The organism is Aeromonas sp. Y318-3, from assembly GCF_027706185.1.
Lineage (GTDB): Bacteria > Pseudomonadota > Gammaproteobacteria > Enterobacterales > Aeromonadaceae > Aeromonas > Aeromonas veronii.
Genome location: NZ_JAPDCN010000017.1, coordinates 31,365 through 55,184 on the forward strand (window position 1 = coordinate 31,365; position 23,820 = coordinate 55,184).

Genomic DNA, 23,820 nt, shown 5'->3' on the forward strand with positions numbered 1-23,820 from the left:
TTTACATTTTTCCCAATCGAGCTGATCGGCAAGGGGGCGCGCGCTGGCGGTGGTTTGTGCATTTTCAGAGAAGTTATTCACGGATGGCGACTCCTTCGGTTTTCAGCCAGCGTTTCAGTTCGGGAATGGGGATAAGGCCCTTGTGGAATACAGAGGCGGCCAGCGCCCCATCCACATCGGCGAGGGTAAAGGCATCGCGAAAGTGCGTCATGGCACCGGCGCCGCCGGAGGCGATCAGCGGCACCTTGCAGACGCTGCGCACCAGCTTGAGCTGGTCGAGGTCATAACCCTGACGCATGCCGTCCTGATTCATCACGTTCAGCACGATTTCGCCCGCGCCGCGTTTTTGCACCTCCTGCACCCAGTCGAGGGTGTGCCAGGCGGTAGTACGGGTGCGACTCTCGTCGCCGGTAAACTGTTTGACCTGATAGTGGCCTGTCGCAGCGTCGAAGTAGGAGTCAATGCCCACCACCACGCACTGCACGCCAAAGCGCTCGGCCAGTCGGCTGATGAGGGTCGGATCGGCCAGAGCAGGGGAGTTGATGGAGACCTTGTCGGCGCCAAATTCGAGGATCTGGCGGGCATCTTCCACGCTCTTGATGCCACCGGCGACGCAGAAGGGAATATCTATCACCTCCGCTACCCGGCTCACCCAGCTCTTGTCTACCACCCGGGCATCGCTGGAGGCGGTGATGTCATAGAACACCAGCTCGTCAGCGCCCTCTTCGGCGTAGCGGCGCGCCAGCTCGACAATGCCGCCCATCACCTCGTGGTTGCGAAACTGCACCCCTTTGACCACCACGCCATCTTTCACGTCGAGGCAGGGGATAATGCGTCTTGCCAGCATCAGTTGCCTCCTGTGGTATCGGCAGCGGGAGCTTGCCAGCAGGCGATGGCGTCACCTACCGAGAATTTGCCTTCCAGCAGGGCACGGCCAAGGATGATCCCCTTGACGCCGGAGCCCTTGAGCGCTTCGATATCCGCGATGCCACCAATGCCGCCGGAGGCTTGAAAGGCGACGCTCGGGTAGCGGGCGCAGAGATCCCGATAGAGCTCGACGTTGGTGCCAGCCAGGGTGCCGTCACGGCTGATGTCGGTGCAGAGCACATGCTTGAGCCCGGCGGGGAGGAAGCGCTCGATCAGTGCCTCGATGGTCACACCGCTGTTCTCCTGCCAGCCCGCCACTGCGATATGGCGATTGCCCTGCTCATCGATATTGACGTCCAGCGCCAGCACGATCTGCTCGGGGCCATATTTCTCCATCCAGCTGGCTACCAGATCCGGGGATTTGACGGCGGTGGAGCCAATCACCACCCGGCTGGCGCCGGCGGCCAGCAGATCCGCCACATCCTGTTCGGTGCGCACGCCGCCACCGACCTGCACCGGTGCTTCGGTGGCCGACAGCAGTTGGGTCAGCAGGGGCAGCTGGCGCGCCTTGGCATCCTTGGCACCGTCCAGATCCACCAGATGGAGCTGCACCGCCCCCTGGGAGACATATTCGTCGAAGCGAGCCTGCGGGCTGCTGCTGTATTCGGTCTTCTGCTCGTAGTCCCCCTGATAGAGGCGAACCACCTGACCGTTGATAAGGTCAATTGCGGGAATGATCATTCATAGCTCCAGAAAATTTTGCAGCAAACGGGCACCGGCTGCGCCTGAGCGCTCCGGGTGGAATTGGGCGCCAAAGAAGTTTTCACGGGCCACAATCGCGGTAAAAGGTTTGCCGTAGTCGCAGGTCGCCAGCGTCGCTTCGGTCACTTCCAGCGCATAGGAGTGCACGAAGTAGAAGTAGCTGCCGCTCGGGATCTCCTTGAGCAGAGGATGGGTCTCGTCATGCTCAATCTGGTTCCAGCCCATATGGGGCAGGCGCATGCTTGACTGGAGTAAGGTGCCGACGTCCATCAACCGGATCTTGCCCGGCACTATGCCAAGGCAGTCGATAAGCCGCTCTGACGAGTCATCCGTACCCATGCTCTCTTCGGAGGCCTCCGCCAGCATCTGCATACCGAGGCAAAAGCCCAGCAGCGGCTGCTTGGCGGCGCGAATAAGGGGCACCAGCCCCCGTTCATTGAGGTTTTTCATGGCGGCCACCGCAGTGCCGACACCGGGCAGGATCAGCTTGTCCGCCTGCTCGATATCGGCGGCCTGGCTTGAGACCAGCGGCTGCACGCCGAGGCGCTCAAACGCCATTCTGACCGAGGCCAGGTTCGCGCAGCCGGTATCGATAATGACCAGCTTCTGCTTGCTCACATCCATCACAGCACTCCCTTGCTGGAGGGAAGCTCGCTCCCTTCCACCCGAATGGCCTGACGCAGGGCGCGGCCAAAGCCTTTGAACAGCGCCTCCACCTGATGGTGGGTGTTGCCGCTGCCCACCTTCATCTGCAAGGTGATGGCCATGGCGTCTGACAGCGAGCGGAAGAAGTGGGGCACCATCTCGGTGGCCATCTCCCCCACGTTGTCGCGGCCAAAGCCGCTCGGGCAGTCAAACACGAAGTAGGGGCGGCCGCTGAGATCCAGCGCTGTGCTCACCTCCTGCTCGGTCAGCGGGCGCGCATCGATCACTGCCTGCACCTCGTCCATCGCCAGCACGAAGCCGAAGCGGCCGATGCCGCGCTTGCTGCCAAGGGCCTGACGCAGCGCCTGACCCAGCGCCAGTCCGACGTCTTCCACCGTGTGGTGATCGTCGATATGCAGATCACCGCTGACGTTCAGCTTGAGCTGGAAACCGGCGTGGGTGGCAATTTGATCCAGCATGTGATCAAAGAAGCCGATGCCGGTGGCGATCTGGTTGCCACCGCTCTTGTCTAAATCCACTGCCGCCTGGATGCGGGTCTCCTTGGTATAGCGCTCTACCTCGGCAACTCGTCCTTTGGAGAGCAGCTGATCACGGATAGCGAGCCAGTCGTGATCCTGCGGGTGGTAACGAATACCGCCAATGCCCATATTCTCGGCAAGCTGCAGGTCGGTCTGGCGATCACCAATTACGAAGGAGTTGGCAAAGTCGATGCGACCGGAGGCGAGATACTCCTTCACCAGCCCGAGGTGGGGCTTGCGGCAGCTGCAGCCGTCGGTGGGGAAGTGGGGGCAGATCAGCACCTGCTCCCAGTTCACCCCTTGCGATTCAAACAGATGCATCATCAGGTCGTGGGGGGGCTGGAAGTTCTCCAGCGGCAGGCTGGCGGTGCCCAGCCCATCCTGGTTGGTGACCATCACCAGCACATAGCCAGCGGCCTGCAACTCGCGCAGCACCGGAATGACCATGGGTTCGAAGCGCAGCTTGGCGAGGCTATCCACCTGCTTGTCGGTCACCGGCTCTTCAATCAGGGTGCCGTCGCGGTCGATAAACAAAAACGGGGTCTTCATCGCTACATCCTTGTCTTACAAAGTGGGAGAGGGCAGATCACGCAGTACCGCCAGCACGGCATCCATCTCGCCCTGATAGCCGATGGTGACGCGAATGCTGTTATCCAAGCCGGGTTTGGTCGAGAAATCCCGCAGTATGATGCCAGCGGCCTTCATGGCAGCAAAGACGGCGGCGCCATCCACAAAGCGCACCAGCACGAAGTTGCCTTTGTCCTCGAATACTTCCTTCACGCAGGCAAGCTTTGCCAGCTCAGCCTTGAAGGCGGCTTTTTGCTTGTTGAGCTCTGCCACTCGCTCGCGCATCAGCTCCAGCCCCATGGGGGAGAGTGCTTGCGCCGCGATCTGGGCGATGGGCTCGGGGATGGGATAGGGGGCGATCACCTTGGCCAGCATGGCGATCACCTCGGGGCTTGCCAGCGTAAAGCCGCAGCGGATCCCCGCCAGCGCAAAAGCCTTGGAGAGGGTGCGGGTCACCACCAGATTGGGGAAGCGGGCCAGCAGGTCCACCACGGATGCCTCGGGGCAGAACTCGATATAGGCTTCGTCCACCACCACGATGGCGCGATCCCGCGCTTTTTCCAGCAGGGCGATAAGGCCGTCGCGCCCCACCAGATCCCCGGTGGGATTGTTGGGGGAGCAGAGGAACACCAGTTTCACGTCACTGAGGCGATCGGCGATGGCGGGCCAGTCCGGCTGGCGGCTGGCGGTGAGCGGCTGCTCGGCTAATGGTTGCTCAACAATGCCGACGCCACAGGTCTCGGCGCTGATGGCGTACATGCCGTAGGTGGGCGGGCAGATGAGGATCTGATCTTCACCCGCTTCGCAGAAGGTGCGAATAAGCAGCTCGATGGCCTCGTCGGCGCCGCGGCTCACCAGCACCTGATCGGGATTGACCCGGGCGTAGGCGGCATAGCTGTTCACCACCTCGGCCGGTTGGCACTCGGGGTAGCGGTTGAGGCGGCTCCCCTCGATGGTAAAGGGATAGGCCTGCGGCGCCTCGTTGGCGTTGAGCCAGACGTGGCCCTTGCCGCCGATGCGGCGGGCGGATTGATAAGGGGTGAGGGCCCGCACCACGCGGCGCGCCAGATTGGCAATGCTCATGACAAATCCTTCTGCTGTGCTGTTGGTTGGGGCGCGGCGGCCAGGGCGTTCAATCTGAGGGTGACGGCATTTTTGTGGCCATCGAGCCCTTCGGCCTGAGCAATGCGCTCGACGATGGGGCCAAGGCCCTGAATGCCGCGCTCGCTCAGCTCCTGCACCGTATAGCGGCGCTGATAATCGGCGAGGCCAAGGCTGGAACAGGTACGGGCATAGCCATAGGTGGGCAGGGTGTGGTTGGTGCCGCTAGCGTAATCGCCGACTGATTCCGGCGTCCATGCTCCCAGAAAGATGGAGCCGGCATTCTCAAGCTGGTCCAGCAGCTCGCGCGGGGCTCGGGTCTGCACAATCAGGTGCTCCGGCGCGTAGGCGTTGGAGATGGCACACGCCTCGGCCAGATCGTCACAGAGGATCACCAGACTTGAGCCCAGCGCCTGCGAGGCGATATCGCGACGGCTCAGTTTCGCCAGCTGGCTCTTGATCTCCCCTGCGATGGCATCGGCCAGCAGAGGTGAGGTAGTCACCAGCACCACCTGGCTGTCGGGGCCGTGCTCGGCCTGGGAGAGCAGATCCGCCGCCACGAAGGCGGGGTTGGCGCTCTCGTCGGCAATCACCAGCACCTCGGAGGGGCCAGCGGGCATGTCAATGGCGGCGCCGCGCCAGTCGCGGGATACCTGTCCCTTGGCTTCGGTCACATAGGCGTTGCCCGGGCCAAAGATCTTGTCCACCTTGGGAATGCTCTCGGTGCCGTAAGCCATGGCGGCGATGGCCTGGGCGCCGCCGATGGCGAACACCTTCTCGACGCCGCAGGCGCGGGCGGCAAACAGGATCTCGTCGCTGGCGGGGGACGGAGTGCAGAGCACCACTTCACGGCAACCTGCGATAGCAGCCGGAATGGCCAGCATCATTACGGTGGAGGGGAGCGGCGCGCTGCCCCCCGGCACATAGAGGCCGACTCGACTGATGGGTTGGGTGCGCAGCTCGCACACCACCCCGGGCTGGGTTTCTACCCGTACCACCGGCTGCACTTGCGCGGCGTGGAAGGTGCGAATATTGGCAATGGCCGCTTCGATGGCATTTTTGATGTCGTCATCCAGCCGCGCGCAGGCAGCTTCAATCTCATCTTCGCTGACGCGCAACTGCTCACGGGGGGCACGCTCGAAGCGCAGGCTCAGCTCGCGCAGGGCCTCATCGCCACGGCTACGCACCGCGGCGATGATATCCTGCACTACGGCGCCAATATCGGCCTCGTCACTCAAGGCCGGTCGGGTCAGCACGTCGGCCTGCTGGGCAGGGGAGAGGGTCTTCCAGATCAGGGTCTGCATGATGTCCCTTCCTTATTCCATCATTTTTTCGATGGGCAGCACCAGAATGGAGCTGGCACCGAGGGCCTTGAGCTGCTCCATGGTCTCCCAGAACAGGGTCTCGCTGGAGACGACGTGCAGCGCCACCTGATTGGTGTCACCGGCCAGCTGCATGATGGTGGGACGCTCGGCACCCGGCAGCAGATCGGTGATGGCATCGAGCTTCTCTTTGGGGGCGTGCAGCATGATGTACTTGCTCTCGCGGGCCTGCTGCATCCCCTGAATGCGGGGCAGCAATTTGTCGATGAGCTTTTGCTTGGCATCGGACAAGGGGTTGGGGGCCTGTACCAGTACCGCCTTGGAGCGATAGATCACCTCCACCTCTTTGAGGCCATTGGCTTCCAGCGTCGCGCCGGTGGAGACCAGATCGCAGATGGCATCGGCCAGGCCCGCGCGGGGCGCCACTTCCACCGAGCCGCCCAGCATCACGCTCTTGAAGCCGAGACCCTTTTCGTCAAAGAAGCGCTTGAGCAGCCCGGGATAGGAGGTGGCGATGCGTTTGCCGGCCAAGCTCTCTGGCCCTGTGTAGGTCACATCTTCCGGCACTGCCAGCGAAAGGCGGCAGCCACCAAAGTCCAGCTGCTTGAGGGTTTTGACCTCGAAGGGCAGTCCCTGTGAAGCGCGAATAAGCTGCACCTCTTCCAGCACGTTTTCGCCGATGATGCCAAGGTCGACCACCCCTTCCATTACAAGACCCGGGATATCGTCATCACGCACCCGCAGGATATCGATGGGCATGTTCTCGACATGGGCGATAAGGCGCTGCTCGCGCAGGTTTATTTTCAGGCCACAGCTCTTGAACAGGGCTTGGGAGTCCTGGCTCAGACGACCGGACTTTTGCATGGCGATACGTAGACGTTGTGTTTCCATTGCTCGATTTCCTTCTAGTCAAAAACGAAAAAACCCTCGGAAGTGGGTGCTTCCGAGGGTTTATGAATCTTGCGGTCCTTTTGGAAGTCACCAGTTAAGTGTCCTCCAGCAGTCAACCTCCTGAAAGACTAGTCGGGATGATGATGGTGGTGATGAGTCTTCAGGGTGGTGAACTTCATGTAATCAATCCTTTACAAAATAAGATGTCGTAATTGACGCCTGATTTAAACTACCTGCCTTGACAGAAAATGCAACCCGAAATTGTGATTTGATCGATTAAAGTGGCGAAAACGGTTTTCTGGTCGATAACTAGACAATAACCCCTGCAGGAGTCGCCATCATGCCCAGCCAGGACCTGTTGTTCCCCATTTTGCCCCGGGCGCCCGCTGCGCCCGGCAGCGAAGAGATCAAGCGGGAAGTGAACCAGATCAGCAAGAAGCATCAGCTGCGCAAGACCAGCACTGACAACAGTGATTCCCAGCAGCGCCAGCAGGCGTATAGCACGCCCGCCAAGCGTGATCAGCCAAAGGCGGAGGAGGGCGATCACAAGCCGGACCCCGAGCATCAGATCGATCTGTTCGTCTAGGCAGATTATCTGTCCCGCTTTTGCCGCGCTTTTGGCATAATGGCAGCTTTTGCTGCGGGACGCCCTTTTGACCATCCAGACCCTGTTCAAGCCAGATGGCCCTCTGGCCAGCCATATCGACGGTTTCAAAGCCCGCGCTCCCCAACTGGAGATGGCCGAAGCGGTCGCGCGCGCCATCAAGAGTGGTGCCCGTCTGCTGGTTGAGGCAGGGACCGGTACTGGCAAGACCTACGCCTATCTGGTCCCTGCGCTGGAATCCGGCAAGCGGGTGGTGATCAGCACCGGCTCCAAGAACCTGCAGGAGCAGCTCTTCTATCGGGATCTCCCGACCATCACAGGGGCGCTCTCCTACACCCCGCCGGTTGCCCTGCTCAAGGGTCGCAGCAACTATCTCTGCATCGAGCGGATGAACCGTCTCTTGAGCGAATCCCATCTGCAAAAGCCTGAGATCCTGAACGATCTGGTGAAGGTCAAATCCTGGTCCACTGCTACCGATAGCGGCGATGTGGGGGATATTCCGGGATTGCAGGAGAACGCCGAGATCCTCGCCCACGTCACCAGCACCAACGATAACTGTCTCGGTCGCGACTGCCCCTATTACGACGATTGCCATCTGGTGGTGGCCCGACGCCGCGCCATGGATGCCCAGGTGGTGGTGATCAATCATCACCTCTTCTTCGCCGATATGGCGGTGAAAGACACCGGATTTGGCGAGTTGGTGCCGGAGGCGCAAGTCTATGTGTTTGACGAGGCGCACCAGCTGCCAGAGATCGCCACCAGCTACTTCGGCAAGTCGGTGGGCAGCCGAACGATTCAGGATTTGGCGCAGGATATCCAGCTGGCCTATCGGGCCGAGGCGCACGACATGGCCCAGCTTGGCAAGGCGGCGGACAGGCTTGCCATCGCCAGCCAGGATCTGCGGCTCGCCTTCGGAGTGGATGGCGGTCGCGGCAATACCCGCGACATGCTGCGCCAGCCGCTTTGGGGGCAGGCTTTGGCTCGTCTCAACGACGCCATCGGGCTTTGCTACGAAGTGCTCAAACTGGCTCTCGGCCGGGGTGAGCAGCTGGATCACGCCTTCGAGCGCATCAGTGAACTGCGCACCCGTCTTGGCGAGGTGCTGGCGGTTAACCAGACCGGTTTCTCCTACTGGTACGACTGCTCACGGCTTCATTTCACCCTCAATCTCACGCCGCTTTCGGTGGCCGAGCGATTCAGTGCCGAGGTGCAAAGACCGGAGGTGGCCTGGGTCTTTACTTCTGCCACCCTGACGGTGGATATGCGGTTTGATCACTTCAAGGCCGAGCTGGGGCTGGCGGGCAGCGCCGAGCTGATCCTCGACAGTCCGTTCGACTATGGCGAGCAGGCGCGGCTCTGTGTACCCCGTTATCTACCGGAGCCCAACGCCTTTGGCCGTGGAGAGCAACTGGCCAATCTGATGATCCCCCTCATCAACAAGACGCCGGGGGGCTGTTTCTTCCTCTGCACCAGCCATCAGGTGATGCGTCAGGTGGCTGAGGTGCTGCGCCGGGAGATTGGCCGCACCGTCTTGTTGCAGGGGGAGGACAACAAGCAGCGGCTGCTCAAGGAGTTTGTCGAGAATGGCCGTGCCGTGCTGGTGGCGACCAGCAGCTTCTGGGAGGGGATCGACGTGCGAGGGGCGGCGTTGTCGTGTGTTATCATCGACAAGCTGCCGTTTGCCAGCCCCGATGATCCGCTGCTCAAGGCGCGGGTGGATGATTGCAAGCTCAAGGGGGGGGATCCCTTCGCCGAGCTGCAGTTGCCCAAGGCGGTGATTGCCCTCAAGCAGGGGGTGGGGCGGCTTATTCGTGATCGCACTGATCACGGCGTGCTGGTGATCTGTGATCCACGAATGGTCAACAAGCCTTATGGCGCCACCTTTATCAAGAGTCTGCCCGCCATCCCTCGCACCCGGGAGTTGGGAACGCTGGGGAGCTTTTTCGATCGCACTGAACGCTGTGAATAAGTGTGCCGCCAGATAACAGATTTGAACAACGGGTAAGCATATCTCGCTTGCCGGTTATGTAATTGACTGATTTTATAGAGATTGGAAAGCATGAACGAGTTGAAGATCCTGGCCGTTGATACCGCCACCGAAGCCTGCTCCGCCGCCTTGCTGGTGGGTGACAAGCTGTTCTCCCGCTGGGAGGAGGCGCCACGGGATCACACCCGAAAAATCCTGCCCATGGTTCAGGCTGTGTTAGAGGATGCCGGGATAAGTTTGAGTGACCTCGATGCCATCGCGTTCGGCCGCGGCCCGGGCTCCTTTACCGGCGTGCGGATCGGCATCAGTGTGGCGCAAGGTCTGGCGTTTGGTGCGGGTGTGCCGCTGATTGGCATCTCGACCCTGGCCGCCATGGCGCAAGGCGCCTATCGACTGGATGGCGCCGAGCAGGTGCTGACCGCCATCGATGCGCGGATGAACGAAGTCTATTTCGGCCGTTATGAGCTGATTGATGGCCGCATGCAGCTGGTGGGGGACGAGGTGGTGAGCGAGCCCGCGGTACTGGTTGACGTCCGTGGCAAGCTGGCGGGTCGGGTGACCTGCGTCGGCACCGGTTTTGAAACCTATGGCGAGACCCTGAGTGGTCTGGCCGATGAGCTGGCGGAGAGTCAGGTGCGCTTCCCGGCGGCAGAGGACATGCTGCCGCTGGCCCGCGCCGCCTGGCTGGCGGGGGAGGCTGTGCCTGTGGAGAAGGCGACGCCGGTTTATTTGCGTGACAAGGTGACCTGGAAAAAACTGCCGGGTCGCGAATAAGGGCAGGAGCACTGACAGCATGTCGCTCTTGCCGCTCATCAGCTGCAACACAAGCGGGTGGCCCGACGGGCCACGCCGGCAACAGGAGAGTGACATGATGCGTAATAGCAGAAGCGACATGATGAAACGCACTATGGTGGTCGGGGTGCTGGCTCTGCTGCTCGGGGCCTGCAGCTCGGTCCCCAAGGAACTGGCCTATGAGCCAGAAAACCAGCTGCTGGCCTATCAGCCCGCCCTTGGCGGAATGGAGGGCAAACCGGCCCGCTGGAGCGGCGTTATCTCGGCGGTGCACAACAAGGCGGATCAGAGCGTTATTGAAGTGGTCTATCTGCCGCTCAAGTCCAATGGTGTGCCTGAGCAGACCGAGCAGAGCCCGGGGCGCTTTTTGGCCATCATGAAGGGCTTTGTCGATCCGACCCTCTATGCCAAGGGGCGCAGCCTGACGGTGCTTGGCACCATAGGCAAACCGGTGGATAGCCAGATTGGCGAGCACAAGTACCGCTTTTCTGTGCTCAATGTGACGGGCAGCAAGCTGTGGCCGCCAGTCAAGGAGGTGGAGGTGCGTTATATGGACCCCTACTTCTACGACCCCTTCTATGATCCCTTCTGGCCGAGACGGCCGCTGCGTCGCTAAGGCTTGCCATGATCAAGAGCATCAAAAGCACTCTGCACGAGCGTCTGCTGACATTAGCTGATGGGCGGCGGGTAGCCCTGCTGGATAACCAGTCTGTGGAGCATGATCAGCAGGGCAAACCCCTGCTGATTGCCCTGCATGGCTGGCTCGACAACAGTGCCAGCTTCTTGCCACTCGCGCCCCATCTGGGGGATTTTCACCTCATCTGTGTCGATCTGCCGGGGCACGGTCACTCCGATCACAAAACTACCCCCTATGTCTTTGTCGACTGGCTGGACGATCTCTACCAGATCGTGCAGGCGGCAGGGTGGTCGCGCTTCACTCTGCTCGGTCACTCCCTCGGGGCGTTGATCGCCTCGGCCTATGCCGGGGTGTTCCCCGAACAGGTGGAGCGGTTGATCATGCTGGAGGGGCTGGGGCCGCTGAGCCAGCCCGATGAGGAGGTACCTGCCCAGCTGCGACGTGCGATTTTAAACCGCAGTCGCACTCGGGAGCGCAGTGCCAACGGCTTTGCCTCCATCGATGAGGCTGTCGCCGCCCGTTGCAAAGTGGCGGATATCACGTCGCAGGCGGCGCGTCTTATCTGTGAGCGGCAGCTTGAAGAGCGGGCAGGGCGCTGGCACTGGCGCAGCGACCCCCGTTTGCGGGATCTGTCGCCCCTGAGAATGAGTGAAGGACAGGCTCGTGCATTGATGGCGGCTATCCGTTGTCCTGTGCTGTTGATTCAGGGGGAGCAGGGCTTTGCTGCGCTTGAAGCCCAATGGCAGGCCCGTCAGGATGCCTTCCAGCAGATCGAGAGGGTCATATTGGGTGGAAACCACCATTTTCATATGGAAAATTCGGTTGATACGGCCGTTTGTATCGTAAAGTTTTGTCAAGTTCGGTAGAATCGCCAGCTTTCAATAATTCCAGGTTTGTTTTCTCCCTCACATTTTTCTGTTGTTAATTTGCTGTTAATTGATGTTGCGCTGTGTAAATATGTGCGGCATTAGAGCATCAGCTTAAAACAACCGATTAAAATGGATGTGAACCGGGATGGAGGCAACACAGTGAGCGCACAGGTGCTAGTTATGCAGGAGAAGTTTGTGGAAAAAGTCTGGCTGAAACGTTATCCGGAAGGGGTCCCCGCCGAGATCAATCCAGACCAATACAGCTCCCTGGTCGAGATGTTCGAATCCTCGGTGACCCAGTTTGCCGATCAGCCCGCTTTCGTCAACATGGGCCAAACCATCACCTACCGCCGGCTGGAAGAGCAGTCCCGCGCCTTTGCTGCCTACCTGCAAAACGAGCTGAAGCTGGAGAAAGGGGATCGGGTTGCGGTGATGATGCCTAACCTGCTGCAATACCCCATCGCCGTGTTCGGCATCCTGCGCGCCGGCATGATCGTGGTCAACGTCAACCCGCTCTATACCCCGCGCGAGCTGGAGCATCAGCTCAAAGATTCCGGTGCCAAAGCCATCGTCATCGTCTCCAACTTCGCCCATACCCTGGAAAAGGTGGTCTACGACACCCCGATCAAGCACGTCATCCTGACCCGGATGGGGGATAACTTGGGGCTGGCCAAGGGCACCTTGGTCAACTTCGTGGTCAAGTACGTCAAGAAGCTGGTGCCGAAATACAATCTGCCCCACGCCACCACCATGCGTCAGGCCCTCTCCAAGGGGCGTTTCCTGCAGTACATCAAGCCGGAGATCACCAACGACGATCTCGCCTTCCTGCAGTACACCGGTGGCACCACCGGCCTCTCCAAAGGGGCCATGCTGACCCATCGCAACATGATTGCCAACGTCGAGCAGTGCCTCGGCGTCTACGGCCCCATGCTGGAGCGCGGCAAGGAGTTCGTGGTCACCGCGCTGCCGCTCTACCACGTCTTTGCCCTGACCGTGAACTGCCTGCTCTTTATGCGTATCGGCGGTTACAACCTGCTGATCAGTAACCCGCGCGACATTCCGGGCTTTGTCAAAGAGATCAAGAAGTACCCCTTCACCTGCATTACCGGGGTCAACACCCTGTTCAATGCGCTGGTCAACAACGAAGAGTTTCAGGGGATCGCCTTTGACAAGCTCAAGCTCACCATCGGCGGCGGCATGGCGGTGCAGCGCGCGGTTGCGGAGAAGTGGAAGACACTGACCGACACTCCGCTGCTGGAAGGCTATGGTCTGACCGAGTGCTCGCCACTGGTGAGTGTCTGCCCCTACGACCTCACTGATTACAACGGCTCTATCGGTTTGCCGGTCTGCTCTACCGAGATCCGTCTGGTAGATGACAACGGTCAGGTGATCCACGCCCTCGGCACCCCGGGCGAAATGCAGGTGCGCGGCCCGCAGGTGATGGTGGGCTACTGGCAGCGTCCCGAGGCGACCGCCGAAGTGATGCAGGATGGCTGGCTTTGTACCGGTGATATCGCGGTGTGCGACGAGCAGGGCTTCTTCAAGATCGTTGACCGCAAGAAGGACATGATCCTGGTCTCCGGTTTCAACGTCTATCCGAACGAGATCGAAGATGTCGTTGCCCTGCACCCGAAAGTGTTGGAAGTGGCCGCCGTGGGTGTGCCGCACAAGGTCTCCGGCGAGTTGGTGAAGATCTTTGTGGTCAAGAAAGATGCAAAATTGCAGGAGGACGAGATTATTGCCCACTGCCGCAAACATCTGACTGCCTATAAGGTGCCGAAACTGGTAGAATTTCGTGACGAACTTCCCAAGACCAATGTGGGCAAGATCCTGCGCCGCGTACTGCGCGACGAGGAGATTGCCAAGCAATAACCGGACTGTGGCTGCAGAAGCCTCTGCAAACCAGCACCGTCGTTATGCAAAACCGTGGGTCATCCCACGGTTTTTTCTTTTTGGCCCTGATCAACCGCGCAGGCACAGATGCACTATCAACTTATCACTCAGCAAGACGAACTTGAGCAGTATCTCGCTTCTCTGGCCGACGTTCCCCTGGCTATCGATACTGAATTCGTTCGCACCCGTACCTACTACCCCCAGCTTGGCCTGTTCCAGATCTATGACGGCGAGCATCTGGCGCTGCTGGATCCGCTTACCCTGGATCTCTCCGCCCTCTGGCAACGACTGGGCAGGGAAGGGCAGATCGCCATCCTGCACGCCTCTGGCGAAGATCTGGAGCTTATCCAGCATCAGGCTGGCCACCTGCCCAACCAGATGCACGACACCCAGCTTGCTACCGCCTTTCTCGGTTACGGCGTCTCGGTCGGCTTTGGTGCGCTGGTGAATGAATTCCTCGGGGTCGAGCTGGAAAAAGATCAGGCGCGCACCGACTGGCTGGCACGCCCGCTTACGCCGCGTCAGCTCGAATACGCGGCAGCGGATGTCTTCTACCTGATGCCGCTCTACGAGAAAGTGATGGCCAAATTGCGGGAAAGCGGCAAGTTTGCCTGGTTCGAGCAGGAGTGCCAAAACCACTCCGCCCGCAAGACCCAGGGTAGCGATCCCCGTCAGGCATATCTTGACATCGTCAACGCCTGGCAACTGGGGCGCCGCGAGCTCGCCATCCTGCGTGAGCTGGCCGCCTGGCGCCAGCAAGAGGCGGTGCGCCGGGATCTGGCCCTCAACTTCGTGGTCAAAGAGCTGCACCTGTTCAAGGTGGCAGAGCGTCGTCCTGCCTCCCTGCGGGATCTCAACGAGCTCGGCCTCTCGCCCATCGAGATCAAGATCCACGGCAAGCGGATGCTCGATATTGTCGCCAAGGCGCAGCAGAGCGATCCTGACAGCTGGCCCGAGCCCATTCGTCGGCTGGTGGACTTCCCCCAGTACAAGGCCGAGCTCAAGCGCATCAAAGCCATGGTGGAAGAGAAGGCCAAGGCGAGCAATATTCCGCCCGAGCTGATTGCCAGCAAGAAGATCATTCACCAGTACTTCACCTGGAGCTGGCGGATGAACGACGAAGAGCGGGCTCGCAGCGACAAGCCGATGCTGCTGCAAGGGTGGCGTCATGAGCTGGTCGGTCACCTGCTGGCACAATAAGCCACCAGACGGTTGCACCTATAAATCAATCCTCACCCTCGGGTGGGGATTTTTTTATTTTCAGGGGATATTTAAGATTTAAAATGTCAGAATATCTTGCGGTCGCTTATCAAATAATTGTGGCTCAAGAACAAGAGTTCGAAATAAACGAGCTTATTTTTCGTGACTGTGTTGGCAATAAAAGTTATATATCATTAATTGTCTTGTTAAACTTGATAGTGAAAATTCTTACAAGATAGATAGAGGTAAGTCCGCTACCAATAAGACTGCAAACATGCAGATATGGTGATGCTTCAATAATTCCATTTCGCATGGCAGATGGGCATACTATAAAAATAGTCAACAAGAAGCACATAGGGATATTGATTGTATGCTGTCTATTTATTGCATTTCTATCATCTGGCCATATGAAAAAACCATATCTATATGCCATAACTAAAAAAATGGTGATCAACAATAGGTAGTATATAACTTGAGGCAGTACATAGGTTAGTAAGCTGCTGTAACTGGCCTGAATGGGGACAAACTCAGCTCTATATATTATTTCAAATGCAATATTAACGAGTAGTATTATTATCCCATGAATGATTGTTGGGCGTTTGTAATCTCTGATTCTATATCTGGCTCGTGACTTCTTCAGGAAAAAAATAAATAACAATATGGCAATAGCTAAAGCAAGATACATTTTTGTTCCCAAGTTTTGATGGTCAGAGACAAATCATGGTGAATTATAAAGACTCGCTTGTACCTATAGCAATGAGGACTTCAGAAAAAAGGAAAAGGCAGCGGAACACCGCTGCCTTTTTTGATCACCAGATAGGCTGGGTCAGGTAGGGGTTGCTCACCTTCTCGCGACCGAAGGTGGAGCTGGGGCCGTGGCCCGGGATAAAGACGACTTCGTCGCCCAGCGGCAGCAGGGTCTCGGTGATCGACTTAATCAGGGTCGCGTGATCGCCTCGGGGGAAATCGGTCCGACCTATGCTGCCGGCAAAGAGCACATCGCCCACCCAGGCGAGTTTTTCGGCCTGACTCAGCAGCACGATATGGCCCGGGGTGTGGCCGGGGCAGAAGTAGACATCCAGCTCGCACTGGCCAAGCTGCACCTTGTCACCCTGCTCAAGCCAGCGATCCGGCGTGAAGGCGGGGGTATGGGCGAAGCCGAACATCTGGCTCTGCTGGGGCAGCATATCGAGCCAGAAGACGTCTTCCTTATGAGGGCCGGTGATGGCGACGCCGGTCTTTTCCCGCAGAGCAGCGGCGGCACCCACATGATCCAGATGACCGTGGGTCAGCAGGATATGAGTCAGGGTCAGGCCGCGCTTGGCGATGGCAGCCAGCAGTTTGTCCGCTTCGCCGCCCGGATCGATCAGGGCGGCCTGATGGGTCTCGTCACACCAGATGAGGGAGCAGTTCTGGGCGAACTGGGTGACCGGGATCACCTCGAATTTCAACATAGAGTTCCTCTCTTGGGATGGGTCAGTCGCGCAGCGCGCTGGCATGCTGCTCGGCGAAATAGTCGAGACAGGCCTGTTTGTCACCGCGAAACACGATGCGCTCCTGCTTGTTGCCAAGCTGGTAGAGATACATGGGGTCGTAGTAGCGGGTCAGCAGCAGGGTGATCCAGGCCAGATGCAGCGCGGTATCACCGCTCTTTTCCTGCTCGGTGAGAGCGGTCTGCATCAGGGCATCCAGCTCACGGTGGGCCTGATCGCCGAGGCGGCGCTTGAGGCGGGCCAGCGCATCGGTGAGGTAGGCGGCAAACAGCGGCCATCCCTCTTCTTGGCCATACATAGCTTGATAGCGCAGCCAGAGATCGTGCACGTAATCTTCGCGGATCTGCTCGGCGCGATCGATCTGCGGTACATCTACCACCACCAGCGGTGCCTGACTCATGGCCTCATGGAGGGAGAGGGGCAGGCAGCAGCGGCCGATCAGGCGACTCTCATCTTCGACCACGAAGGCATGCTCGCCCTGATGGCGGCGCTTAAGCAGCTCGATGGCCATGTTGTTTTCAAAATTGATGTTGCTGGGCTGGCCGCCGGGCAGCTGACCAAACGACGAGCCCCTGTGATGGGCGTGTCCTTCCAGATCGAGCGCCTGGGCCACGTGGTCCAGCATATGGGTCTTGCCGGAGCCGGTCATGCCGGTCAGCACAGTCCAGCGACACTCGGCAGAGGCCTTGTCCTGGGTGTCGATCAGGAAGCGGCGCAGCTCCTTGTAGCCACCGGCGACGCGGGGGCGAGTCACCCCGGCATCAGCCAGCCACTGTTGTACGGTTTGCGAGCGCAGGCCGCCGCGAAAGCAGTAGAGCACGGCATCGGGCTGCTTGCGCAACTGCGCCAGCCAGCCTTCGAGTCGTTCGGCACGCACAGCTCCCCCCACCAGCTTGTGTCCAAGCTCAATGGCGGCAGCCTGACCCTGCTTCTTGAAGCAGGTCCCCACCTGGGCGCGCTCATCGTCTGTCATCAAGGGCAGGCTGGTCGAGCAGGGGAAGGCCCCCTCCTTGAACTCGATGGGCGCGCGCACATCAATCAACGGCACATCGCCTAAAAAAATCTGGGCGTAGTCCGTGGCCAGTGGCAATTTACTCATTGGACAATCTCGATAAAGCGGGAGCCCTCAAGGGGCTTGATCTGACCGATGGGCGAGAGTTCTAGCCCAGCTTCGCGCGCGATGGCGAGCAGCTCGGCTTCGCTCTCTTTACCCACGGCGACCAGCAGGCCGCCGCTGGTTTGCGGGTCGCACATGATGTTGCGGGTGCGATCGTCCATGGCATCTAGCTTGTGGCCGTAGGAGTCGTGGTTGCGCAGGGTACCGCCCGGTACGCAGCCCTCGGCGAGGTAGTAATCCACCTCATCCAGCAGCGGCAGCGCCTTGAAGTCGAGACGGGCACTGACATTGGATCCTTCGCACATCTCCAGCAGATGACCGGCCAGACCAAAACCGGTGACGTCGGTCATGGCGTGCACACCCGGCAGTTCGGCAAAGCGCTGGCCAATCTTGTTGAGGGTGCACATGGCGTTGGGGGCCAGCTGCTCGTGTTCAGGCTTCAGCTTGCCCTTCTTCTGGGCGGTGGTGAGGATACCGATACCAAGAGGCTTGGTCAGATAGAGGGTGTCACCCACCTTGGCGGTGTCGTTCTGCTTGATGGCATCCAGAGGCACGATACCGGTCACCGCGAGGCCGAAGATGGGCTCGGGGGCATCGATGCTGTGGCCACCGGCCAGTGAAATGCCCGCTTCATGGCACACCTGACGGCCGCCGTCGATCACCTGCTGGGCCACTTCGGCTGGCAGGGTATTGATGGGCCAGCCGAGGATGGCGATGGCAACGATGGGCTTGCCGCCCATGGCGTAGATATCGCTGATGGCGTTGGTGGCGGCAATGCGGCCAAAGGTGAAGGGGTCATCGACGATGGGCATGAAGAAGTCGGTGGTGGAGACAATGCCCTGACCGTTGCCGATATCGACCACGGCCGCGTCATCCTTGCTGCTGTTGCCAACGATCAGGGTCGGGTCGTTGAAGCCCGGGATCTGGCTCTTGAGGATGGTGTCGAGTACCTTGGGAGAGATTTTGCAGCCGCAGCCAGCGCCGTGGCTGTATTGGGTCAGACGAATGGAAGACATACTTACCCCTTTTATTTGCAAACAGAGCAGAGGCTCTGTGGAGCCGTCTTGGTCAATGGGCGGCCTTGTAGAGAGAAGGACAAGAAGCCGCAAATATGGGTGGCCTCGGTGCCAACAGGGGCAGCGATGACTGGCAGTTATGAAGGACCGCCAGGCCGGACGGGGAAGAAAAGGGCGACAAGGTGCGCCAGCGCAGCCCCGCCAAGGGCCACAGGACGGGGCATTATGCCACATTTGCCCCTTGGGGTTCGAACAGGAATTCACATAAACAGCAGGGAATTGCCCGCACTTGCCTGTCATCGGTCTGGATCCGGCGCTGGCTGATTGATTGCAGTACAGATGCAGCAAAGAGAACGTCAAAGTGCAACAGCGCGTGCAACCACAACCCCGTGGAGGAGAGCTTAGTGACCACCACATTTTTGGTTAACCACCCCATTACCACGGCGCAGTTTGCGGCGTTGTTGGCGCAGACCTCGTTGGGGGCGAGACGGCCGTTGGACCATCCGGCCACCCTGCAGGGCATGCTGGATCACGCCAATTTGCTGATCACCGCTTGGCAGGGCGAGACCCTGGTCGGTGTGGCCCGCTCGGTGACCGATTTTCATTTTTGCTGCTACCTCTCGGATCTGGCGGTGGCCGAGTCGGTGCAGGGGCAGGGGATTGGCAAAGCACTTATTCGCGAGACGTTTTTGCAATTGCAGCCTGGCTGCAAGCTGATCCTGCTGGCCGCGCCGCAGGCGGTGGTATACTACCCCAAGCTCGGATTTAGCCAGCACCCGAGTGCCTGGGTGATGAGCAGTCTGGATGAACTGGTACTGGATGAGTTGGCATAAAACCGTCAACTCATCCAGCAGGGCGAGATTAATTTATCCGGCTTGCTCCAGCGCCGGTTGCCGTGACTTGCCCCAGCGGCGCAGGCGCCGTTGCAGTGGCCGCTCCAGCAGGTTGTAGCTCAGCGACGAGAGCCCGATCAGCACCGCCAGCATCAGCAAGGTGGCCACCACCCCCAGCAGCGGGTTGGTCTGGCCATACCACCACTCGGTGAGCCCTGGCGCCAGATAGTGGATGAGCTCGCAGCCGGTGAGCAGGACCAGCGCATGGAGCAGGTAGATGGAGTAGGAGAGATCCCCCAGCCAGTTGGTGAAGCGGTTATCCAAAAGGCGCAGCAGCGGGCTCTGGCGCTCCCCCTGGGCGGCGGCAATCCAGATCAACAGCACGTAGGAGCTGATCAGCAGCAGGGTCAGCTGCGGCGTCATGGCGAACTGCATCAGCGCGAAGGGCAGCACAAAGGCGATCAAGAGCGGCAGATCATGCTTCATCATGGGCGAGCTTTTCGCGGCCTTCACCCTCGGCAGCAGCCAGAGGCCGAGCACAAACTCACTCACCCCGCGTCCCACTGCAAGCGCGCCGCTGGTGACATCCAGGGTGCCGCGACTGTGCACGATAAAGGCCAGCACCGTCAGCGCCAGTAGGGGGGCGAGATGGCTCCAGCGACTGCGGGTCACCGCCAGCGGGATCAGCAGCGGGAACAGCAGGTAGCTGATCCACTCTACGCTGAGCGACCAGGCGGCGAAGTTCCAGGTCAACCCATGATCGGTTACCACCTGCAGCAGCAGTAAGGCGCTGGGCAGCGCTTCGGCTGGCGTGAAGGGGGAACCGAAAGGCGGCATCCCTTCCCACTCCCACATCTTGAACAAGGGGCCGGCATAGAAGCCTACTCCGTGCTGCGCCTTGTAAAGTTCCCAGCCGACCAGCAACAGCAGGGTTACCAGGTAGAGGGGGTAGACGCGGGTCAGCCGCAGCCAGAGAAAGCGGCCATAGCCCACGGTGCGGGGCGTGCGGGTGAAGGCCTCCCCATAGACATGGGCCAGCACCACGCCGCTCAAAATAAAGAACAGATCGACCCAGAGGTAGCCGTTCTCGATGAGTTGGGTGTGGCCTGCGATCAGCTCCATCCACTGAGGAAAGAGCAGCAAGCGGGCATGGAACAGCACCACCATCAGGGCAGCGATGCCCCGCAGCGGCGTTAACAGCGGCAATGATTGATTCATAACGGGATCCCTTGTGATGTTCAGCTTGGCCTGACATCTATTTTGTTGTTGTGCCGCCCATCAATCCTGACGGTGCGGCTGCCCCGGCTTGGCTGCCGCAGGCGGGATCACACTACGAAAAAGAGAGTCATACGGATGTGATTTGAATCATAAATGTGCAGTTATTGTGCAAAGTAATTTAAACAGAGAAGAAGTGGGGCGCCGGCAGCAAAAGAGGAGGAGAAGGAACGCGAATAAAGCAGAGAGGGTGGTCATCGGGGCGAGCGTCAGGCTCAGGCCCATACGGCGCGATGCAAAACAATCAGGCCCGCGAGGGGCCTGATTGATCACAAGGGGAGGGTGGTTGTCGATCAGCGGGCGCGTACCACCAGACCCTTGAGGTAGAAGCCTTCCGGATAGGCGGTACCGATGGGGTGATCAGAGGCCTGGGAGAGCAGCTCCAGGATCTGGGCATCGCGACCGGCGTCGAGCGCCGCATCGGCGACGATCTTCTGGAACAGGCTCTGCTCCATCAGACCGGAGCAGGAGTAGGTCAAGAGCACGCCACCCGGCGCCAGCAGCTGGAACGCCAACATGTTGATGTCCTTGTAGCCTCGGCAGGCGCCCAGCAGCTGGGCCTTGCTCTCGGCGAATTTGGGCGGATCCAGCACGATGACGTCGAACTTCTCGCCCTTCTCGCGATATTCCCGCAGCAGCTTGAACACGTCGTGACGGACGAACTGGGTGTTGCTGGTATCCAGCCCGTTCAGCTCGGCGTTCTGGCGGGCGATATCCAGCGCATTCTGGGAGAGATCGACGTTGACCACTTCCTTGGCGCCGCCTTTGAGGGCATAAACGCCAAACCCACCGGTGTAGCAGAAGCAGTTGAGCACCCGCTTGCCTTCGGTGTACTTGGCGGCAGCCTGACGGTTATCCCGCTGATCCAGATAGAAACCGGTTTTGTGACCGTTGCGAATATCCACCAGGATCTTGACGCCGCCATTCTCCTCGATGACCACCGGCTCGTTCGGGGTCTCGCCATAGATGACGCCGGTGCGCTCTTTCAGCCCTTCCTTCTTGCGCACTGCCACGTCGGAGCGCTCATAGATGCTGCACTCTGGGTAGAGGGTACGCAGTGCTTGCATTATCAGCTCACGCTGGAACTCGGCGCCGGCAGAGAGGACCTGGCACACCAGAAAATCGGCATAACGGTCGATGGTCAGACCCGGCAGGCCGTCGGATTCGGCGGCGCAGAGGCGATAACCGGTGAGACCCTGACGCTTGATCAGCGGATCGCGAGACTCCTGCGCATATTTGAGACGACGGATAAAGAAGTCGAGATCGACGGTCTCATCCTTGTCGAAGGTCCAGACTCGGGCTCGGATCTGGGAGCTGCCTGACCAAGCGCCACGGGCGAGCCACTTGCCATCGTTGGCATAGATCTCGACGGTATCGCCGTCAATGGGGTTGCCCTGAACCCGCTCAATCCCCTTGGAGAAGATCCAGGGGTGGCGACGCAGCAGGGATTTTTCGCGGCCTTTGACGAGATAGATGGAAGCGCTCATGGATGTTTGCCGATGGTAGAAAGAAAAGGGGCCACATTCTATGTGCAATAGTGCGGCTAAGCCAGCCTTTGCTGGTATATGGCAGAGTGACGAATTGTACGTCTGGACAACGCCCGAGTGTTGCATATGCAAGATTTGCAGAATCTCAATGTTGGCGTTTCACGCTGTTTATCTTATATGTCACAGTTGGTTGTGCTTTTTTTTTTGTTCAGCGCTGGTCGCTATATGTGCACAATGTAGCCAATAAAGCGTTTTAACCTTACTTTATAGTGATTTTCGCTAAAGAGTCATTTGATGATGTCGATAGTGGGGAAGACCATTTTGAATCTTTCCTGTATCGAGCTGTCCATGTTCCTCTCCATCGCTACCAATATTTCTGCCCTCAATGCTTCTCGCCATCTTGGTCAATCATCCAACACGCTGGATTCGGTATATCGACGACTCTCATCCGGCTTGCGCATCAACAGTGCCGCTGATGATGCAGCAGGCTTGCAGATCAGTAATCGCCTCACCAGTGAAGTGAACGGGATCAACACCGCTATTCGCAACGCCAATGATGGGATCTCGGTGATCAACATCGCCGATGGGGCGCTTGATGAGTCGGTGAACCTGATGCAGCGGATGCGCACCCTGGCACTGCAGTCGGGAAGCGGTGCCAATACAGCAGAGGATCGCGTAGCCCTGAATGCTGAGTTCAAGCAACTGCAGTTGGAGATGGACCGGATTGCCACAGGTACCCGGTTTGCCGGACAGGACCTGCTGGCGGGGAGTTACGAAGGTATCTTCTTGGTCGGTGCCTATGCAGGACAGAATACCGTCATTACCGATCTCAATGCCCAGACCAAAAATCTGGGGGAGATGGAGTGGCGAGCGCGCAGTCCGGCAGGAAGCAAGCCTGGGGCGTATGACATTGCTGATCTCAAGCTTTCATCTCAGCCTATCACCCTTAATGGCGTCACTTTTGACAAGGACTATTCAACCCTGGAAGCGTTCGTGGCAGATATTAATGGCACCACCTTTCCCAATAATCAGGGGCCGGTACAAGCGCAACAACTGCCATTTTCAGTCGCCTCCGCGGTCGATTTATCCGCATTACCCTCCTATATCGATGTGGCGGGTCACTCTGTGGATTTGACCACAGGCATTGATATGACCGGATGGGATCCGGTCAATCCGACAGCAAAAAATAGTGCCATCATGGCAACCGTGGTTCAACGCATCAACAATACTGCGCAATCGGCAGGTCTGGGTTTTTATGTGAGTGCCTCCAACAACAGCAATCCCGCCAGCAATGCATTGACCATGCATAGCGCTCAGGGCAACAGCCTTGCGCTGGCCAATGGCACAACCCCCCCTCCGCAACCAGCACCACCGGCACCACCGGCGCCTCCGGTGATCAGTAGTTCCTCTCTGAGCTCTCTGTTACCCGATGTTACATCGACGACGTATATCGGTCAGATGGAGCTGCGCTCATCAGGCGACAAGTATTCCAATATTGATATGCAGGGATCCAGCTTGCATGCGCTTGGCTTTTATCAAGAGGACAAGAAGAAATATACCGTTGATAATATTGATGTTCTTAGTGAAGACAACGCCAGCAGGGCCATCAAAACCCTGGATGTGGGTATGAAACAGCTGGGTGTTCAGCGTTCTCGGCTCGGGGCCCAAGCCAACGCGCTGGATTCACGGGTACGCAATCTGGCCAATGCCAATGAGAACCTCAGCGCTGCCCGTTCAAGGATCCGGGACGCCGACATGGCGGTAGAATCGGCGCGTTTGGTCAGCACTCAAATCTTGCAGCAGGCGAGTGCTTCGATTTTGAGTCAGGCAAACAGTCGCCCCAATGCGGCCCTGAGTTTGCTGCAATCCTGAGCGGGGCTGCCAGCCAGCATAGCAATTGGTCGCTATCATTCATGGTCACTA

The 23,820-nt window shown here is 59.1% G+C and carries 21 protein-coding genes and 1 other annotated feature; of the genes, 9 read left to right on the plus strand and 12 right to left on the minus strand.

The features are described from left to right. Nucleotides 1-73 precede the first annotated feature (73 nt). From hisF to hisG, 7 genes are read right to left on the minus strand one after another with little or no spacing between them, the layout of a single operon-like run. A complete protein-coding gene (hisF, locus tag OKB77_RS19445; RefSeq protein ID WP_270818196.1) occupies nucleotides 74-847 on the minus strand; it encodes an imidazole glycerol phosphate synthase subunit HisF in 774 nt (257 codons plus the stop codon). Continuing rightward, entirely contained in the window at nucleotides 847-1,608 is a 762-nt protein-coding gene (hisA, locus tag OKB77_RS19450) for a 1-(5-phosphoribosyl)-5-[(5-phosphoribosylamino)methylideneamino]imidazole-4-carboxamide isomerase (RefSeq protein WP_042030922.1), read from the minus strand. The genes hisF and hisA overlap by 1 nt, the downstream gene beginning before the upstream one ends. Then, nucleotides 1,609-2,253: an imidazole glycerol phosphate synthase subunit HisH gene (gene hisH, locus OKB77_RS19455; protein WP_265775576.1), complete on the minus strand. Its 645-nt coding sequence runs from the start codon at nucleotides 2,251-2,253 to the stop codon at nucleotides 1,609-1,611. Beyond that, a complete protein-coding gene (gene hisB / locus OKB77_RS19460; protein WP_265775575.1) occupies nucleotides 2,253-3,362 on the minus strand; it encodes a bifunctional histidinol-phosphatase/imidazoleglycerol-phosphate dehydratase HisB in 1,110 nt (369 codons plus the stop codon). The genes hisH and hisB overlap by 1 nt, the downstream gene beginning before the upstream one ends. A 15-nt stretch (nucleotides 3,363-3,377) precedes the next feature. Continuing rightward, a complete protein-coding gene (gene hisC, locus OKB77_RS19465) occupies nucleotides 3,378-4,463 on the minus strand; it encodes a histidinol-phosphate transaminase (RefSeq protein ID WP_265775574.1) in 1,086 nt (361 codons plus the stop codon). Beyond that, complete coding sequence (gene hisD / locus OKB77_RS19470) at nucleotides 4,460-5,785, minus strand: histidinol dehydrogenase (RefSeq protein ID WP_265775573.1); 1,326 nt, start codon at nucleotides 5,783-5,785, stop codon at nucleotides 4,460-4,462. The genes hisC and hisD overlap by 4 nt, the downstream gene beginning before the upstream one ends. 12 nt (nucleotides 5,786-5,797) lie before the next feature. Beyond that, on the minus strand, nucleotides 5,798-6,694 hold the full coding sequence (gene hisG / locus OKB77_RS19475; protein WP_159158899.1) for an ATP phosphoribosyltransferase: 897 nt from the start codon (nucleotides 6,692-6,694) through the stop codon (nucleotides 5,798-5,800). A gap of 24 nt (nucleotides 6,695-6,718) precedes the next feature. Continuing rightward, nucleotides 6,719-6,847 (minus strand) — a sequence feature (His leader region). Between the two features lie 187 nt (nucleotides 6,848-7,034). Here hisG and OKB77_RS19480 point away from each other — a divergent pair. From OKB77_RS19480 to rnd, 7 genes are all read left to right on the plus strand, one after another. Beyond that, nucleotides 7,035-7,280, plus strand: coding sequence for a hypothetical protein (locus OKB77_RS19480; RefSeq protein ID WP_005336755.1), 246 nt, complete (start codon nucleotides 7,035-7,037; stop codon nucleotides 7,278-7,280). Nucleotides 7,281-7,347: 67 nt separating this feature from the next. Next, nucleotides 7,348-9,267: an ATP-dependent DNA helicase gene (locus OKB77_RS19485; protein ID WP_270818201.1), complete on the plus strand. Its 1,920-nt coding sequence runs from the start codon at nucleotides 7,348-7,350 to the stop codon at nucleotides 9,265-9,267. 90 nt (nucleotides 9,268-9,357) lie between these two features. Beyond that, nucleotides 9,358-10,059, plus strand: coding sequence for a tRNA (adenosine(37)-N6)-threonylcarbamoyltransferase complex dimerization subunit type 1 TsaB (gene tsaB / locus OKB77_RS19490; RefSeq protein ID WP_201943645.1), 702 nt, complete (start codon nucleotides 9,358-9,360; stop codon nucleotides 10,057-10,059). A gap of 118 nt (nucleotides 10,060-10,177) precedes the next feature. Then, the gene (locus tag OKB77_RS19495) at nucleotides 10,178-10,693 is read left to right on the plus strand and encodes a Slp family lipoprotein (protein WP_270818249.1); all 516 of its coding nucleotides are present in this window, start codon (nucleotides 10,178-10,180) and stop codon (nucleotides 10,691-10,693) included. Nucleotides 10,694-10,701: 8 nt separating this feature from the next. Next, nucleotides 10,702-11,580 (plus strand): alpha/beta fold hydrolase, encoded by an 879-nt coding sequence (locus OKB77_RS19500; RefSeq protein WP_265775571.1) that lies wholly within the window; start codon nucleotides 10,702-10,704, stop codon nucleotides 11,578-11,580. Nucleotides 11,581-11,778: 198 nt separating this feature from the next. Continuing rightward, the gene (gene fadD, locus OKB77_RS19505; RefSeq protein ID WP_085942148.1) at nucleotides 11,779-13,455 is read left to right on the plus strand and encodes a long-chain-fatty-acid--CoA ligase FadD; all 1,677 of its coding nucleotides are present in this window, start codon (nucleotides 11,779-11,781) and stop codon (nucleotides 13,453-13,455) included. 108 nt (nucleotides 13,456-13,563) lie between these two features. After that, complete coding sequence (gene rnd, locus OKB77_RS19510; RefSeq protein ID WP_058059758.1) at nucleotides 13,564-14,676, plus strand: ribonuclease D; 1,113 nt, start codon at nucleotides 13,564-13,566, stop codon at nucleotides 14,674-14,676. A gap of 809 nt (nucleotides 14,677-15,485) precedes the next feature. On the opposite strand, the gene OKB77_RS19515 is transcribed toward rnd, so the two are convergent. Genes OKB77_RS19515 through selD form a run of 3 tightly spaced genes read right to left on the minus strand, consistent with a single transcriptional unit; the run spans nucleotide 15,486 to nucleotide 18,302 of the window. Further along, entirely contained in the window at nucleotides 15,486-16,130 is a 645-nt protein-coding gene (locus tag OKB77_RS19515) for an MBL fold metallo-hydrolase (protein ID WP_270818205.1), read from the minus strand. A 22-nt stretch (nucleotides 16,131-16,152) separates the two neighbouring features. Beyond that, nucleotides 16,153-17,268 carry a tRNA 2-selenouridine(34) synthase MnmH gene (gene mnmH, locus OKB77_RS19520; RefSeq protein ID WP_270818207.1) on the minus strand — a complete coding sequence of 372 codons (1,116 nt, stop codon included), beginning with the start codon at nucleotides 17,266-17,268 and terminating at the stop codon, nucleotides 16,153-16,155. Beyond that, nucleotides 17,265-18,302 (minus strand): selenide, water dikinase SelD, encoded by a 1,038-nt coding sequence (gene selD, locus OKB77_RS19525; protein ID WP_088868923.1) that lies wholly within the window; start codon nucleotides 18,300-18,302, stop codon nucleotides 17,265-17,267. Before selD ends, mnmH begins: the two co-directional genes overlap by 4 nt. Nucleotides 18,303-18,706: 404 nt before the next feature. On the opposite strand from selD, the gene OKB77_RS19530 reads away from it, so the two are divergent. Next, nucleotides 18,707-19,135 carry a GNAT family N-acetyltransferase gene (locus OKB77_RS19530; RefSeq protein WP_265775570.1) on the plus strand — a complete coding sequence of 143 codons (429 nt, stop codon included), beginning with the start codon at nucleotides 18,707-18,709 and terminating at the stop codon, nucleotides 19,133-19,135. A 33-nt stretch (nucleotides 19,136-19,168) separates the two neighbouring features. Here the strand turns inward: OKB77_RS19530 and OKB77_RS19535 are convergent, their stop codons facing one another. Then, complete coding sequence (locus OKB77_RS19535; protein ID WP_265775569.1) at nucleotides 19,169-20,353, minus strand: acyltransferase family protein; 1,185 nt, start codon at nucleotides 20,351-20,353, stop codon at nucleotides 19,169-19,171. A 350-nt stretch (nucleotides 20,354-20,703) separates the two neighbouring features. Further along, on the minus strand, nucleotides 20,704-21,897 hold the full coding sequence (locus tag OKB77_RS19540) for a class I SAM-dependent methyltransferase (RefSeq protein ID WP_047440115.1): 1,194 nt from the start codon (nucleotides 21,895-21,897) through the stop codon (nucleotides 20,704-20,706). A 294-nt stretch (nucleotides 21,898-22,191) separates the two neighbouring features. On the opposite strand from OKB77_RS19540, the gene OKB77_RS19545 reads away from it, so the two are divergent. Beyond that, nucleotides 22,192-23,769, plus strand: a complete 1,578-nt coding sequence (locus tag OKB77_RS19545) for a flagellin N-terminal helical domain-containing protein (RefSeq protein WP_270818210.1) — start codon at nucleotides 22,192-22,194, stop codon at nucleotides 23,767-23,769. Nucleotides 23,770-23,820: the final 51 nt, after the last annotated feature.

What these genes read in the sequence shown, in the direction of transcription:
- hisA (WP_042030922.1), bottom strand. Translation starts at nt 1,608, where the DNA reads ATGATCATTCCCGCAATTGACCTTATCAACGGTCAGGTGGTTCGCCTC.
- hisB (WP_265775575.1), bottom strand. Translation starts at nt 3,362, where the DNA reads ATGAAGACCCCGTTTTTGTTTATCGACCGCGACGGCACCCTGATTGAA.
- hisC (WP_265775574.1), bottom strand. Translation starts at nt 4,463, where the DNA reads ATGAGCATTGCCAATCTGGCGCGCCGCGTGGTGCGGGCCCTCACCCCT.
- hisD (WP_265775573.1), bottom strand. Translation starts at nt 5,785, where the DNA reads ATGCAGACCCTGATCTGGAAGACCCTCTCCCCTGCCCAGCAGGCCGAC.
- OKB77_RS19540 (WP_047440115.1), bottom strand. Translation starts at nt 21,897, where the DNA reads ATGAGCGCTTCCATCTATCTCGTCAAAGGCCGCGAAAAATCCCTGCTG.
- OKB77_RS19495 (WP_270818249.1), top strand. Translation starts at nt 10,178, where the DNA reads ATGATGAAACGCACTATGGTGGTCGGGGTGCTGGCTCTGCTGCTCGGG.
- rnd (WP_058059758.1), top strand. Translation starts at nt 13,564, where the DNA reads ATGCACTATCAACTTATCACTCAGCAAGACGAACTTGAGCAGTATCTC.
- mnmH (WP_270818207.1), bottom strand. Translation starts at nt 17,268, where the DNA reads ATGAGTAAATTGCCACTGGCCACGGACTACGCCCAGATTTTTTTAGGC.
- tsaB (WP_201943645.1), top strand. Translation starts at nt 9,358, where the DNA reads ATGAACGAGTTGAAGATCCTGGCCGTTGATACCGCCACCGAAGCCTGC.
- hisF (WP_270818196.1), bottom strand. Translation starts at nt 847, where the DNA reads ATGCTGGCAAGACGCATTATCCCCTGCCTCGACGTGAAAGATGGCGTG.
- hisG (WP_159158899.1), bottom strand. Translation starts at nt 6,694, where the DNA reads ATGGAAACACAACGTCTACGTATCGCCATGCAAAAGTCCGGTCGTCTG.
- OKB77_RS19515 (WP_270818205.1), bottom strand. Translation starts at nt 16,130, where the DNA reads ATGTTGAAATTCGAGGTGATCCCGGTCACCCAGTTCGCCCAGAACTGC.
- hisH (WP_265775576.1), bottom strand. Translation starts at nt 2,253, where the DNA reads ATGGATGTGAGCAAGCAGAAGCTGGTCATTATCGATACCGGCTGCGCG.
- OKB77_RS19480 (WP_005336755.1), top strand. Translation starts at nt 7,035, where the DNA reads ATGCCCAGCCAGGACCTGTTGTTCCCCATTTTGCCCCGGGCGCCCGCT.
- OKB77_RS19500 (WP_265775571.1), top strand. Translation starts at nt 10,702, where the DNA reads ATGATCAAGAGCATCAAAAGCACTCTGCACGAGCGTCTGCTGACATTA.
- OKB77_RS19545 (WP_270818210.1), top strand. Translation starts at nt 22,192, where the DNA reads ATGATGTCGATAGTGGGGAAGACCATTTTGAATCTTTCCTGTATCGAG.
- selD (WP_088868923.1), bottom strand. Translation starts at nt 18,302, where the DNA reads ATGTCTTCCATTCGTCTGACCCAATACAGCCACGGCGCTGGCTGCGGC.
- OKB77_RS19535 (WP_265775569.1), bottom strand. Translation starts at nt 20,353, where the DNA reads ATGAATCAATCATTGCCGCTGTTAACGCCGCTGCGGGGCATCGCTGCC.